The 14609-nt window shown below is 68.6% G+C and carries 14 protein-coding genes; 1 reads left to right on the plus strand and 13 read right to left on the minus strand.

Annotation, left to right across the window (positions count from 1 at the left end; translation table 11 throughout):
• Positions 1-182 precede the first annotated feature (182 nt).
• From EH199_RS11070 to EH199_RS11085, 4 genes are all read right to left on the minus strand, one after another.
• Positions 183-944: a TIGR02186 family protein gene (locus tag EH199_RS11070; protein ID WP_124809313.1), complete on the minus strand. Its 762-nt coding sequence runs from the start codon at positions 942-944 to the stop codon at positions 183-185.
• On the minus strand, positions 941-1855 hold the full coding sequence (locus tag EH199_RS11075; RefSeq protein ID WP_124809314.1) for a sulfite exporter TauE/SafE family protein: 915 nt from the start codon (positions 1853-1855) through the stop codon (positions 941-943). Before EH199_RS11075 ends, EH199_RS11070 begins: the two co-directional genes overlap by 4 nt.
• An 81-nt stretch (positions 1856-1936) precedes the next feature.
• A complete protein-coding gene (locus tag EH199_RS11080) occupies positions 1937-3085 on the minus strand; it encodes a hypothetical protein (protein WP_124809315.1) in 1149 nt (382 codons plus the stop codon).
• Between the two features lie 2 nt (positions 3086-3087).
• Positions 3088-4458, minus strand: a complete 1371-nt coding sequence (locus EH199_RS11085) for a glycosyl transferase family protein (RefSeq protein WP_223806619.1) — start codon at positions 4456-4458, stop codon at positions 3088-3090.
• Positions 4459-4788: 330 nt separating this feature from the next.
• Here EH199_RS11085 and EH199_RS11090 point away from each other — a divergent pair, with 330 nt between their 5' ends.
• Positions 4789-5244, plus strand: coding sequence for a Dps family protein (locus EH199_RS11090; protein ID WP_124809317.1), 456 nt, complete (start codon positions 4789-4791; stop codon positions 5242-5244).
• A 39-nt stretch (positions 5245-5283) separates the two neighbouring features.
• On the opposite strand, the gene gspN is transcribed toward EH199_RS11090, so the two are convergent.
• From gspN to EH199_RS24380, 9 genes are all read right to left on the minus strand, one after another.
• Complete coding sequence (gspN, locus tag EH199_RS11095; protein WP_124809318.1) at positions 5284-6012, minus strand: type II secretion system protein N; 729 nt, start codon at positions 6010-6012, stop codon at positions 5284-5286.
• Positions 6009-6491, minus strand: coding sequence for a type II secretion system protein GspM (gene gspM, locus EH199_RS11100; RefSeq protein ID WP_124809319.1), 483 nt, complete (start codon positions 6489-6491; stop codon positions 6009-6011). Before gspM ends, gspN begins: the two co-directional genes overlap by 4 nt.
• Positions 6488-7636 carry a type II secretion system protein GspL gene (gene gspL, locus EH199_RS11105; RefSeq protein WP_124809320.1) on the minus strand — a complete coding sequence of 383 codons (1149 nt, stop codon included), beginning with the start codon at positions 7634-7636 and terminating at the stop codon, positions 6488-6490. The genes gspM and gspL overlap by 4 nt, the downstream gene beginning before the upstream one ends.
• A 6-nt stretch (positions 7637-7642) precedes the next feature.
• Complete coding sequence (gene gspG, locus EH199_RS11110) at positions 7643-8086, minus strand: type II secretion system major pseudopilin GspG (RefSeq protein WP_124809321.1); 444 nt, start codon at positions 8084-8086, stop codon at positions 7643-7645.
• 5 nt (positions 8087-8091) lie between these two features.
• Positions 8092-9321, minus strand: coding sequence for a type II secretion system inner membrane protein GspF (gene gspF, locus EH199_RS11115; protein ID WP_124809322.1), 1230 nt, complete (start codon positions 9319-9321; stop codon positions 8092-8094).
• Positions 9321-10820 (minus strand): type II secretion system ATPase GspE, encoded by a 1500-nt coding sequence (gspE, locus tag EH199_RS11120; RefSeq protein WP_124809323.1) that lies wholly within the window; start codon positions 10818-10820, stop codon positions 9321-9323. Before gspE ends, gspF begins: the two co-directional genes overlap by 1 nt.
• Positions 10821-10823: 3 nt before the next feature.
• Positions 10824-13055, minus strand: coding sequence for a type II secretion system secretin GspD (gene gspD / locus EH199_RS11125; protein WP_223806620.1), 2232 nt, complete (start codon positions 13053-13055; stop codon positions 10824-10826).
• Positions 13056-13114: 59 nt separating this feature from the next.
• Positions 13115-13954 (minus strand): type II secretion system protein N, encoded by an 840-nt coding sequence (locus EH199_RS11130; protein ID WP_190287230.1) that lies wholly within the window; start codon positions 13952-13954, stop codon positions 13115-13117.
• Positions 13955-14093: 139 nt separating this feature from the next.
• Complete coding sequence (locus EH199_RS24380) at positions 14094-14555, minus strand: hypothetical protein (protein WP_190287231.1); 462 nt, start codon at positions 14553-14555, stop codon at positions 14094-14096.
• Positions 14556-14609: the final 54 nt, after the last annotated feature.

A 14609-nucleotide genomic window follows, 5' to 3' on the forward strand; every position in this document is an offset into this window, starting at 1 on the left:
GTCCCGAAGATCCTGTGAAAGCGTTCGTGCCATCCATGCTGGCCTCCTGACACCAGCAGGAAGTCTGAATCACAACGGCGCCGCGAAGGGAATCCCTGACGAGTCAGTTCGTGTGGAAACCGCTCTAATGAAGGAGATGGCGCGGTTCTTGACACCGCCAACGCCCGCCTAGGGTCAGGACCCTAGACCAGCGCGAACAGGCGGCCGGCGATCCAGCCCATCGCCACCGACACCAGCACCGCGAACAGGCCATAGAGCAGCCCGTTGCGCTGGGCATTGACCGCCACGAACCGCTCGAACCCCTCCTTGGTCACCTCGACCCGGGTGATGGCCGAAGCGACGACCTTGCCGTCACGCACCGCGAAGGTTTCGGCGGTGTAGGTTCCGGTCAGAACGCTCGACGGCAGGGCGATGCGGGCCTGGTACAGCACCTGCCCGCTGATCTTCACCGCGCCTTCGTCCTGCCGGTACAGCCCCTGCCGCTGCATCAGGTCCACCAGCCCCGCGGAAAAGCGCTTCTGTTCGGCGGGATCGATCACCCCGATCGGCGAAAGCTGCAACCACTTGAGCCCCAGTTCGTAGATAGCCGCCGTCTTGTCGTCCACGATGCGCGCGATCGGGCGCGACGAGGCGATCGCGTAATAGCTGGGGGCGGAGCGGAACTCGGTGCTGGCGGCGTTGATCCACATGCCGGCGACCTTCTGCTTCTCACGCAGCACGATGGAACGGACCGGCCCTTCCAGCACCACGATGATATCGTAATCCTGCGCCGCGCGTGTGCCTTCCGGGCTGAGGATCGCACCGAACAGCAGCAGGTCGGCCCCGGTAAAGCCCTGCCGCACCTGCACTTCGTGCTGCGAGATTTCCGGCACCAGAATCGGATCACGCGCACCGCCGAGCAGAAGCAGGCACAGTACCAACAGGGCGGACCGCAACGCGATCACAACGGGATCACCGTGTAGATTTCGTCCGGCCGGTAGCCGAGCCCCAGCGCCATCCGCAGCGCCACCCCCAACACGATCACCGCCAGGATCAGGCGGAGCTGTTCGGGCTTCGCCTTCTGCGCGAACTGCGCGCCGATCTGCGCGCCCGACACCGATCCCACCAGCAGCAGCACCGCCAGCACGATATCGACGGCGCGCGTCGTCAGGGCGTGCATCATCGTCGTCGCCATGGTCACGAATAGGATCTGGAACAGCGATGTGCCGACCACCACGCCCACGCTCATGCCCAGGATGTAGAGCATCGCGGGCACCAGGATGAACCCGCCACCGATCCCCATCAGCATGGTGAGAATGCCCGTGGCCATGCCGAGCAGCAGCGGCGCCAGCGGCGAGATGTACAGGCCCGAGCGGTAAAAGCGCCAGCGCCACGGCAGGCTGGCCACCAGCGGATGGTGCCGTCGCTTGCGCGCGGGAAGCGCGATGCCAGCCTTCTGCGCGCGCAACGCGGTGATGCTTTCGTGCGCCATCAGTCCGCCGATGCCGCCCAGCAGCAGCACGTAAAGGATGTTGATGACGGTATCGATCTGCCCCAGCGACTGGAGCAGACGGAACAGCAACGCACCCAGCCCGGTGCCGATCACGCCCCCGGCCACGAGCACCGCGCCCATCTGATAATCGATGCCACCGCGCCGCGCGTGCGCGAACGCCCCCGAAACGCTGGCGCCCGTCACCTGGCTGGCGGCCGATGCGGCGGCGACCGTGGGCGGCACCCCATAGAAGATCAGCAAGGGTGTGGTCAGGAAACCGCCGCCCACCCCGAACATGCCGGACAGCAGGCCCGTCAGCGCGCCCAGCGCGACGATGACCAGACCGTTGACCGACAGGTTGGCGATCGGAAGATAGACGTCCATTACTGTCACGGCGTAGCGCAGCGCGACCGGCTTGGGAACGGCGGGCGCGCCTCTTTCCGAACAGTTTTCAGCCTTGTTCTGTCAGAACCCCGTGGCCAGGGTCAGCGCCGGTCCCGATCCCGGCGCCGCTTGGCCGGCCACGCGGAAGCGCCAGTCAGCGGAAAGACGCAGGGGAAACCGGCCACGTTGCACCACCAGGCCCGCGCGCGGGCCAAGGTCAAGCCGGACCGCGCCCTTCTGCCCCCCGCTCCACACTCCGCCGCCTGCGCGCAGATCGATCCCCCGCGCCAGCGGAACCAGGGCGCGGTCCACCACCGCCTGCGCGTCGAAGAAGGGTGTTGCCCCGGCACCACCGACCCATCCCGCCTGGGCGTAGACATCGCTCCTCAAACCCAGCGGAAGGGTGATCGGAGGCAGTTCGGTGACCGCCGCGATCGATGGCCGCAGCCGGGTGGCAAAGCTGCCCTGCTGCAATCTTCCCTCCACCAGCAGGGAAACCGGTATGGTCGGAACGGGGCGTGCCGAAAGCCCCAGCGCCAGTTCCCGGTCATCCACGTCGGACCGCACCGCCCCCGTAGCGCGAAGATAGGCCGTCAGCCGATGCCGTTCCTGCGGCATGATGCGATAGCGCAGAACGCCGCCGGCCTGGCTGCCGCCATAGGCGGGCAGGCCGGCGGCAAGTGCTGTCCCGCTGCTGCCACGGCGCAGCAGGAACCATGCATCGCCAGACCAGCGCGCGTGGGGCGCGGGTGACCCCCCGGCAGGCACCGCATAGGCTGCCGGCAAGGGATCGGTCTGCGTCGCGACGGCGGGGGACCCCCGGACGTCGTCGCGTCCGTGCGGTGCCTCGCCCGGTGGCAAGGACCATCCCCAACCGCTCGCCCTGCTGGACCCTGCGAAGGCTACATCGGCCGCGCCTGCCCCCTGGCCAACCGGCCATGGCCGCCGTTCCGCTTCCCGCACGGGAGCCATCCCGCCTGACGGCTGCAGCCACATCGAGACGAACGGAACCGACATCGGCGCCGACGACGCGACACCCGCTTCCGTGGGAACCATCGGCGCCATCTTCCCCGGTGGCGCCAGCGTTTCGGGAGAGGGCAAGGCCAGCGCCATGGTGCGCAGCGCAATCCAGCCAGCAAGCACGAGGGCAAGCGACAGTACCGGCGATCCTCTCCGTCGCGATCCGGTTTCGGCGCCCCCGGTATGGACGCCTGCACCTGCCGGAGCCATCGTCATATCCGGGTTGCCAGTGCGGGATGGTCATGATGGCTGGTGTGATCCCACGCCGTCTGGCCGTGCCGAAGCGACGCCAGATAGGCCATCAACGCCCGCCGCCCGGCCATGATCGCGATCACGTTGGAAACCGGCGCTCTCAACACCGCCCTCACGCCTTCCGCCAGATCGTATTCGCGCGCCGTGAAAACGCCGCGTACCAGCAAACGCCAGCCGAGAAGAAACGCATTCACGCCGATCAGCCAGCGCAAGACATGCCCCAGCGGCACGGGTTCATAGTAGCCCAGAGCCCGCCCGATCATCAGGACCGGCGCCAACACGAGCAGAACATAGGCGGCAAGAAGCACCAGCGCATCCAGCGGCCCGCGCCGATCGCGCAAGCGCATCCATAGTTCGGCCGACCGCAACCGCCAGCCCAGGCGGTCCCACCCCTGAAACGCGATTCCATGCATCCAGCGCGTCTTCTGGCGCACGGCCTGGTCCAGCCGCGCCGGGAAGAATTCGCGCGTGGCGACAAGGTTCCCGCGCGCATCCCGGACCCGCAGGAAGCGGGAGCGTCCGCCTTCCTCCCCGATCAACAAGCCGCATTCATAATCTTCGGTCAGGCATTCGGGCGCGAACGGCTGGCTCGCGCCGCGCCGGGCCGCCACGGTTTCCAGAGCCGTGCGGGAAAACGCGCATCCCACGCCGGCCGCCGGCAGCCCCGCGCCCAGCCAGTCGCGCACGACCATGACCTTGCCATGCGCCTCGGCGAATTCATCGCAGTAATGCCCTCCGATCCAGCGCGATGTGCGCTGCGGCTCCGGCCTCACGGGCAACTGGACGAAGTCCGCCTCGTCCAGCGCGCTATCCAGCAGCGAAAGCGCCGCCGGGTGCACCATGTCCTCGGCATCGTGCAGGATCACGCTGCGCACGCGGAAGCGGCCGCGCCGCTCGTCTTCGCACATCGCTTCGTAAAGCCGGTTGAGACAGTCTGCCTTGGTGGTGGGGCCATCGCGATCGTGGACGACGATCCGAAGGCGATCGTCGCGGGTGGAAGCGATCGCGGCGGCCAGCGTCGCCGGATCGTTGCGATAGCATCCGACGTAGAAGCGCATTTCCGCATGGGGCCATGCATCCAGGCTGTGCCGGATCATGGCTCCCACGACGTCCTGCTCACGCCAGGCCGGGACCAGCACCGCCGCAATTCCGCGCAAGGGCTGATCCGCCGGCCCTTCCAGCCTCCCCGTGCGGGCGCGGCCCGAGAGACGCAGCCACAGCCACAGCATGTCTATGCCAAGATCGTCGGCAGCGCCGATGACGAACCAAACCGCCGCGAACAGCAGCAATTCACGCTCGACAAGCCCGAGCGCGTACAGCGTTGCTTCCATCGGCATCCATCCCCCGCCTGCTGCATGGGCCAATGCGAAAAATTCGGAACAATATCGCTATGTGGCGATCAGACTAGGTCCACATGGCACCGCTGACAATGCATCCGAACCGGATGGATGCCTCGGATTTGGCGGAAATGCTGGACTTTTCAGAGGTGGCAATGCGCTTGCACGGTTTTTTCAACACGCTGAAATAATTACCAAAACCAAAATAACCTCAGGCTTTTATCGACGCGATCGATCATCGTTACGCGCATTTCCCGTGAAACAAACGGCGCTGGGAAGCGTATACGGATGCCATCAACATCCAACCGCAGGAAAGGGATTCCCATGCCGGGCGACAATGCGAAGAAGGCGCTGATCGACAGCCTGAACGGCCTTCTTGCCGATTACTTCACGCTCTATCTCAAGACCAAGAACTTCCACTGGCACGTCTCCGGCCCGCACTTCCGCGATCTGCACCTGCTGTTCGACGAACAGTCTGCCGAAATCTTCGCGCTGACCGACATCATCGCCGAACGGGTACGCAAGAACGGCGGGGCGACGCTGACCTCGATCGGCGCGATCGCCGGCAAAGCCTCGATCAAGGATGACGACCGCGCCAAGGTCGACGCCATGAACATGGTCAAGGTGCTGCGCGACGACAACGCCAAGCTGGTCGAGGCGATCCGTGGCGTGAAGGCGGCGGCCACCGAAGCCGGCGACAACGCAACCGAAGGCATGGCCGATGACTGGACCGACCAGGCCGAACGCCGCGTGTGGTTCCTGACCGAAGTGCTCGCCTGAAGAATACCGGCCTGAAGAATACTGGCCTGAAGCAGGCGGTCAGAACGTTCCGCCGGTCCGGAAGCCGATGCCGCCGGGCCGGGCGGAAAAGCCCTCATCCACCAGAGGGCCGCTGATCTCCACGGGCAAGCCCGCGAGCGAGAGATCGGCGGTCCACCCGCCGGTGCCTGCCACCTTGAGCAGCAAGTGGGCCATGCCGCCACTATCGGCCATCGGCACGACCAGCGCGCCATCCTGGCAGCGTGCCTTACCCGTAAGCGGTAGCGGCTTGGGCATCAGCGCGCTCACCGGCGCCAGCGTCACCGTCAGCGTGCCGGATGCGGACCGGCACCGCCCGTCGGCGAAATCGACCGCGAACTGATCAAAGCCGATCGTGCTGGCTGGCAATTGGCCGAGGCCTTCGGGCAAGGGCAGGGAACCGGTGGCATCGGCCAAACGCAGCCCGCCCGCGCCGCCTCCGATCCGCGCGCGCAAGGGCGCTTGCCCGGTCCCCGCTGGCCGTTCAAGCCACGTCTCCGCCCGGCCGATCAGCAGCGGCAAGGGGCGCAAACCCGCATCGACGGTCCCCACCGGCACCGGGCCAATCCGCAGGTCATAAGCCCGGCCCCACCAGACCGGCCCGTCGACATAGCGCGCCGACAAGGCCCCGCCGGCCCACCCCAGCACGATCCGCAGAGGCATCAGCACGACCAGCGCGGCGAGGAACACCGCGATCAGCACCGGCACCGCGCGGCGCGGCATCGCAGACGTCTTGCTGACCACAGTCATATGCCACTCCGGCGCAAGGTGGCATTCACCGCTACCGATCCGTCGGGCGCGGGCGTGACGGTCAGCGTATCGACAATCACGCCCGTGCCCGCCAACGCATCAAGCCAGGCGAACACTGCGGCGGGCCGCGCCGAAGCGATGACGATCGCGGTCGTGTCGCTGCCGCGCGGCTGGTTGGATTGCAGCACAAACCCGGCCTGTTCGGCACTGGCGGCGACCGCCTGTTCGACCGGCCCCGTCCCTGTACGCGAGGCCGGACCGGCGGGCCGGGCATCGAGCAGCCGCAGCGCCGCCATCAGCCGTTCCGTGCGCTGCACCGACGCCACATGGCGCGCATCGGCAGCGTCGAAGGCGCGCCCCACGGGCAGCACGATGCCGTAGATCAGCACGATCAGGCCAGCGAGCGCGCCGGCAATCGTCACGAGCGTCCGTTCGCGCGTGGTCAGCCCCGTGTACCAGGCTTGCACCCGCGCGATCATGGCGCCCGCACCGTAATGGCAACCACCGTCGCCCCGGTCGGATCGGAGGCCAGCGACGGCGGCACGGTCACTTTCCAGCCCGCGTTCTGCAAGGCAATCAGCACGGCGTTGACATCCTCCGCGCGCGGCGCCGCCGCCGTGAACCGCAGCGTGCCATCCGCGCTGTAGCCCAGATCGCGCAGCCGGATCGACGGCACCGGCTGCATCGCCGCCAGCACCGCCGCCATCGGCGCGGTGAAGTTCGCCGCGCCCTGCCCGCGCTTTGCCATGTCCGCCGCCACCAGCCGCTCGGCGCTATCGAGATCGCTCGCAGCCGGAAACCGGCGTTGCACCAGCGCCAGTGCGTCGCGCTCGCGCGCCGACGCCGCCAGCTCCCACTTGGCGATCCACACCAGCATGAGCACCAGCACCAGCAGCGCCACGACCGCCGCCATCCGCGCCAACTGCCCCCCTTGCATCCCGCTCAGGAAACCCGGCCCGCGTGGCGCGTAAACACCCTGCCGCAAGTTCACCGGCGGCGCGCGATGGATAGCCAGCAAGCGCGCGTCGAGCGTTTCGGCAGCGAGCGCCACCGTTCCCGCGCCATCGGCAAGAAGGCCGATCAGGGCGGGTTCGCCGGCGAAAGCCGCAGCGGGCGTGCGCGCCAGCGGCTCGTCGCCCAGTTCCGCCACCACCATTCCGGCATCGGGGCGCGGCAGCACCAGCGCGGCCGGAACCAGCGCCGCCGCATCGAGCCCCGCTTCGGCCAGTTCCCCCAACCAGCGGTCCATGTCATCCGCATCGACCGTCACGCACAACAGGCGGCCTTCCGCTCTGGCGGCGGCGGCATGGCGGCGCGCGGAACCGATCCCCTGCGCTTCGGCCTCCAGTCTGGCAGCGGCGACCGCCTGTGCGGGCGGCATGTCGGGCATCGGGTGATCGCGCACCGGCGCCCGCGCGGCCGGCACCAGCGCCGTCACCACGCTGCCTTCCGCCAGCCGCCCCCATGGCGCTGTTTCGGCATCGGCCAGGAACGACCGTTCGCGGCCCAGACCGCCCTGTTCCACGCGCCACCAGCGCCAGCCGCCGCCAGAGCGGGCCGGCAACAGCACGATCAGGCCACCGGGCAGGCCATCAGGCGCTGGAAAGGCGCTTTCCGCATCCATCGCGGATCAGTTCTTCCCTGCGTGGATATCGGCGTTCAGGTCGCTGCCGCCGGGCTGCCCGTCCGCGCCCAGCGAGAAGATATCGAAGGGCTTGCCGTCGTTCCCCGGCACCTGGAACTGATAGGGATGTCCCCACGGATCGTTCGGCAGATCCTTCACATAGCCGCCGCTGCGATAGTTCTGCGGCAGCGCAAGATTGGCGGGCGGGGTCTTCAGCGCGGCCAGCCCCTCGCCCGGTCCCGGATAAGTGCCCATGTCGAGCCGGTACATCTCCATCGCCTGATCCAGCGTGGCGATGTCGCTCTGCGCCTTCACCACGCGCGCCTTGTCGGTGCTGGGCAGAACGTTGATCAGCACCACCGTCGCCAGCAGGCCGATGATGAACAGCACCACCATCAGCTCCACGAGCGAGAAGCCGTTGGGCGCGGGCAAGCTGCGTTGGTTTCGCATCGTTCCTAAAGTCCGGTCAGGTTCTGAAGCTGCAGGATCGGCAGCAGGATCGCAAGAATGATGAGCGCGACCAGCGCGCCCATGACCACGATGATGGCGGGTTCCAGCAAGGCCATCGCCGCGCTGGTGAAGCTTTCGAACTCGCGCTCGAGATATTCCGCCGCGCGTTCCAGCATGGGGCCAAGTTGCCCGGCCGCCTCGCCGCTCGCCGCCAGATAGACCAGCAGCGGCGGGAACGTCTCCGCCTCGCGCAGCGCGGTGGACAGCGAACCGCCCGCGCGCACCTTTTCGGTGATCGCTTCCAGCGCCTGCCGGTGGACGGTGTTGCGCACCGTGCGCGTGGCCAGCTTCAGGCCATCGACCAGCGGCAGCTTGGCCTCGATCATCGTCGCCAGCGTGCGGGCGAGGCCCGCCGCGTGCACATCGCGCAGCAGCCGCCCGGCGAACGGCAGGCGCAGCAGCAGGCTGTCGCAGCGGTAGCGGAACGCCGGCCGCCGCAGCGCGCGGGCAAAGCCGAACGCCGCCAGCGCCACCACGATCAGCAAGGCCCACCACCACTGCGCCAGGAACTGCGAAACCGCGATGACCACGCGCGTCAGCAGGGGCAGTTGCCGGCTGGCGTTGTCGAACTGTTCGACCACGCGCGGCACCACCGAAATCATCAGCCCGGTCACCACCAGCAGCGCGACCAGCGACAGCACCACCGGATAGGCCAGCGCCGCCACGATTCTCCCCCGCACTTGCGCCTGCCGTTCCAGCAGGTCGGCCAGCCGGTTGGCGATGGCGGGCAGCGTGCCGGAGTTTTCCCCCGCCGCGACCATCGCGCGATAGACCGGGGGAAAGCTGGGCTCCTCGCGCCGCATCGCCTCGGCCAGCGGCAGCCCTTCCACCACGCCGGCATGGACGCTGGACAGGATCGCGCGGGCGCGCGGCTGCTCGGTCTGCCGGGCGATAGTGCGCAGCGCCTCCTCCAGCGGGCTGACCGTCATCAGCGAGGCGATCTGGCGAGTAAACAGCGCCAGTTGTTTGGCTGAAAGGCGCGGCGCGAACAGGGCGATGCCGCTGGTGGAAATCGCCGCGCGGCGGGCCGAGGCGGCGGCGTCCGGCCCGATCCGCACCACGTGCCAGGATCGCGCGGCCAGCTTCTCCAGCGCCTGCCGTTCGCCCGCGGCCTCAATCGCGCCGCGCCGCTCGTGGCCCTTTGGGTCGATCGCAAGATAGGTGAAACGCGGCATCACCCGTCCTCGCGCCGCATGATCCGTGCCGCTTCTTCCGGACTGGTCACGCCATCGCGCACCAGACGGCGCACCGCCTTGGCCAGACGCGGCGAATCCGCGAAGGCGTACTTCGCAATCTCCGCCTCGTCGGCGTTGTCGTGGATCATCCGACGGATCGTCTCATCCACCCGCAGCGCCTCGAACACGCCGATCCGACCAACGTAGCCGGTCTGCGCGCATTCGGCGCAGCCGCGCGCGAAATAAACGGTGCGGCCCGGTTTCACCCCGATCAGCGCGTGCAGCGCGGCATCGCTTTCATGCGCTTCCCGGCAATGCGGGCACAGCCGCCGCACCAGCCGCTGCGCGATCACCGCGCGCAGCGTGGACGCGAGCAGGAACGGCTCCACGCCCATGTCGCGCATCCGCGTGATCGCGCCGGCGGCGTCGTTGGTGTGGACGGTGGACAGCACGAGATGCCCGGTCAGCGAGGCCTGCACCGCGATGTCCGCCGTCTCGCGATCGCGGATTTCGCCGACCATCACCACGTCCGGGTCCTGCCGCAGAATGGCGCGCAGGCCGGCGGCGAACGTCAGCCCCACGCGCGCGTTGACTTGCGTCTGCCCCACGCCGTCGACAGCGTATTCCACCGGGTCTTCCACCGTCAGGATGTTGCGCGCGCCGTCATTGAGTTGGCGCAGCGCCGCATAGAGCGTGGTGGTCTTGCCCGATCCGGTGGGGCCGGTGACCAGCACGATGCCGTTGGGTTCGGCCAGCGCGCGGCGCAGCACTTCTTCCGCCCGCTCGTCGAGCCCCAGATGGGCCAGATCCAGCCCGGCGTTCTCCTTGTCCAGCAGGCGCAGCACCACCCGTTCGCCCACGCGGCTGGGCAGCGTGGACACGCGCACGTCGACCAGCTTGCCGCCCAGGCTCAGGCTGATGCGCCCGTCCTGCGGCACGCGGCGTTCGGCGATGTCGAGCCGCGCCATAACCTTGATGCGGCTCACCAGCACCGGCGCCACGTGCGGGGGCATCCGCAGCTTTTCCGCCAGCACGCCGTCCACGCGCATCCGCACGACCAGCGCCTGTTCGTAAGGTTCGACATGGATGTCGGACACGCCCTGGCGCAGCCCTTCGGCGATCAGGCCGTTGATCAGCCGGATCGCCGGCGCATCGTCCGCGCTGTCGAGCAGGTCTTCCGCCGTGGGCAGGCCGAGCGCCAGCGGATCGAGCCCTTCGCCACCGATGCCCATGTCGCCCGCCACCGCCGCCGCGCCGTCCATGGCGTAGCGTTCGGCCAGCAGCCTCTCGTAGTCCGGCGGCGCGACCTTGCGCAGCGATACCGGCCGGCCAAGCGCGCGGCGCAGGTCCAACAGCACGAACGGGTCCGCGCCCTCGCGCATCGCCACGGCAACGCTGTCCGCGTCCTCGCGCTCCACCAGATAGCCGGCGTCGCGCGCGAAGCCATAAGGCAGCGCCGTCGGCGGGTTCGGGCTGGCGAGGACGGGCGGCTGGTCCATGGCTCAGGGCCGGGCGGGTTGCGCCGCGTCGGCCGGCAACGCTTCCGTCGACGGCAATTCGCCCGCCGCCTTCGGGGCGATCACGGTATCCCCCGGCGCCACCGCGACGGCCTTGCCCGGAGCGACCGGCGGCGTGGCGCCGAGATAGTCCTCGACCAGGTCGTCGATGCCCGGCTCGCGCCCCGGCTCGAACGCGCGCTGCGCGTTGCGCACCACGCCATAGCGCCGCGCGGTCAATTCCTGCCGATCGTTGGCGTTGCGCATGATCGTGGGGCGGATGAAGACCATCAGGTTGGTCTTCACATGGCTGCGCCCGCGCGACTTGAACAGTTCGCCCAGCACCGGCACGTCACCCAGCAGCGGCACCTTCTGCAAGGTGCGCTGCTCGTTGTCGTCGAGCAGTCCACCCAGCGCCACGATCTCGCGATCGCCCACGGTCACCGTGGTCTTGATCTCGCGCTTGTTGACGATGATGTCGTCCGACCGGCTGGAAACCGTCCCCGCGATCGAGCTGACTTCCTGCCGCAGGTCCAGCCGCACCTGGTCGCCCGCGTTGATCTGCGGCGTCACGTCCAGCTCGATGCCCACGTTCTGGCGCGAGATGGTGCGGAAGGTGTTGTTGAAATTGGCGGACGACAGCGCCTCGCCCGTCGCCACCGGGATTTCCTTGCCGAACAGGATCGAGGCGGGAACGTTGTTGTTGGTGGTGATGTGCGGGGTGGAGAGGATGTTGGAATTCTTGTCGGTCGCCACCGCGTTGATCAGCGCGCCCAGATAGGTGTTGTTGCCCAGCTGGGTGAGAAAACCCGAATAGCCGCCCGACGCCGCCAGAATCTTGCTTGCCGCGTTCTGCTTGAGCAGGTCGCCCGCCGTGCTGTTGGTCGTGGTGGTGACGGTCGATCCGTTGACCACGGTGGTCGTCTGGTCGAGCTTGTTGGCCAGCAACCCGCCGGCGACATCGATGATGTTGGGCGAGGAATTGCCGAAATTGGTGACGGCGAACGGCTTGTCCTTGCCGCCGAACAGGAACTGCACGCCCAGCTCGCGCGCCACGTCGTTGGAAATCTCGACGATGATCGCTTCCACCAGCACCTGTTCCTGCGGGATGTCGAGCTGGCGGACGAGTTCGGTCAGGCGGCGCTGGTCGTCGGCGGGCGCGGCGATGATGATCGCGTTGGCGCCGGGATAGCGGGTGATCGTGGCGGTGCCGCGCCCGTTGGCGAGCTTGATCGCGCCGCTGCCGAGGCCACCGGCGGTCGCCCCGGTGGGGTTGACGCTGGCCTTGCTGCCCGATCCCGCTCCGGTGCCCGCCGCCGCGCCGGCCCCAGGCGTGGTGCCGCCCAGCGTGCCCGCGTTCGAGGTCTGGCTGCTGCCCACGCCCCCCAGCGAAACCGGGGCCTGCGATCCCGAGGCCACTTCCGTACCGCCCTGGCCGCCCACCAGCCGTTCCAGCACCGGCACCAGCACCGCCGCATCGGCATAATCGAGCCACAGCACCTTGATCTCGCCGCCCGTCGCCGCCTTGGCATCGAGCTGGCGCGCCATCGCCGCCAACCGCGCCAGCGTATCGCGCTCGCCGCGCATCAGCACGGCATTGGCGCTGTCCACCGCGACCACCGTGGCCAGCGCGCGGCCGCCCTCGCCGCCCGCCGGGATCAGCTGGGTCAGCGCCGTCGCGATCTCGCGCGCGCCGGCGTGTTCCAGCAGGATCGTCTGGGTAGAGGCGTTGTCGCGGTCGATCTGCGCCACCAGCGCGCGGATGCGCGCCATGTTGTCGGCATAGTCGACGATCACCAGCGAATTGCCGGACTTGTTGGCGGTGATCGCGCCTTCCTTGCTGACCAGCGGGCGCAGCGTTTCCACCGCCTGCGCCGCGTCGATCGCGCGCAGGCGCACGATCTCGGTGATCATCTGGTTGCGCGCCGCGCCCTTGCTGCCGATGCGCGTGGGCTGGCTCGCCGCGCCTTCGGCCGGCTGCACGCGGAACGCGCCGTTGCCGGTCGGCACCGCCACCAGCCCGTTGGCACGCAGGGTGGACAGGAATACCTCGAAGTATTCGGAGCGCGACAGCGGCCGTTCCGACACGACGCTGACCTTCCCCTGCACGCGCGCATCGACGATGAACGTGCGGCCGGTCACTTCCGCCGCATCGGCCACGAAGGCGCGGATGTCCGCCTCGCGCACGTTGAGCGTGTACTGCGCCATCGCCACCTGCGGCACGGCAATCGCCAGCATGGCCGCGGCGGCGAGAAAAGACCTGAAACGGGATCGGTGGAATCGGGAGGATCGGAGCTTCATGGTGCCAATGTTATCGCCAGCGGAAGTTGGCGGTCACCGCGACGCACGGTGACCGAAACGGAAGCGCCGGGGCGCAGCGCGCCGGCCAGCATCGCGCCATCGCCGGCGCCGGTGATCGGCTTGCCATCCACGGCGGTCACGACATCGCCGGGCTGGAACCCGGCACCACGGAACGCGGAGCCATCGCCGGTGGGCAGCACTTCGAGCCCGACGATGCGCCCGCTTTCGGCACGGGGACCAAAGCTGATCCCGCGCCGCGCCGCATCGACGGTAAGGGCGCCTACCCCTCCGGCCGGCGCGTTGAGGGCAGCTCCGCCAGGCGGGGGAACGGGATTGGCCGCGACCAGCCCCTGCGCGCTCGGCGCCTTGCCCGACTGGTCGATATAGAGCAGCTCCTTGGCGCCATTTCGCATCAGCGCGACGTGATCGAAGGCCACTTCAGCCAGGGTGACGCCAGGCACCACTTCATCACCCGCGCGATAGACCTGCTGCACGCCGTCCTCGCCGGCGATGATCGCGCTGCCCCCGCCGCCGGGCAAGCCACGCGTTCCGAACAGCACCAGTGTCAGCGACGTCACCGTGCCGCCGGCCTGTGAGCCCGGCGTCGCCATGGCGGGGCCGCGATTGAAGGGATCGACCGCCGCATAGAGCGTCTTGCGCAACGGTGTGGGCAGCACCTTGGCGCTGTCCGGTCGCCAATCGCCCAGCGGAGATACCGGCGTGACGATCGCCCAGCCGATCGCCGCCAGGAGCACGGCGATGGCGGTCGCGAGCAGCCACCACACCGTGCGCTGCAGCCCCGCCCCGATGCTCCAAATCCCGCCGTTTGCCGCCACGAATCGCACCCCCGTGCGTCTCCACCCTAACCCCGCGCAGAACGGATGTGCCCGGTCGCGCCCACGTTGTCCACCAACGCCGGCCGATGCCATGATACGCGTCACACCTCCCGCGCAATTCTCCGTCCGATATCGGGACTTACGCTGGTTGTCCCGGCAGCGGGATAGCGCCCGGCGCCGCATCGGCCGGGGGTTGATCGGAAGGAGGAAGATCGAGCGGGGCGTCATCGCCGAACGGACTGTCGAGACGGTTGCACGCCTCGAGCGGCCCGCCCAGAATGCCCTCCAGCGCATCGTCCGCATGGGAGGCGGCAATGCGGTCGGATATATCGCGCGATGCCCGGTTGAAATCGGCAAAGGCGCCGTCTTCGCCCGTGGCGGACAGGCTCACCGCCTGGCCCAGCCATGCCTCGGCGATCTGCTGGAAATCGTCGGCTTGCGCCTGCTCCTCCTCGGTTGGCGAACCGGACTGGAGAATGCCGGCCGCCACGGCGTTCGCCGCCGCGCAACCAATCGCCTCGTCATACCGCGCCGGCTGCGCCAGCGCAGCGCCCGGCCCCGTTGCGACCAGCAAGAGCGCCAACGGCCAGCACGGCATCATCCGGGTCGTCCGCCATCGCCTTGTCCGGACGCCGACGGCGATCCACGATCCCAT

Origin of the sequence: Novosphingobium sp. LASN5T (genome assembly GCF_003856955.1) — a bacterium.
Taxonomy (GTDB): Bacteria; Pseudomonadota; Alphaproteobacteria; order Sphingomonadales; family Sphingomonadaceae; genus Novosphingobium.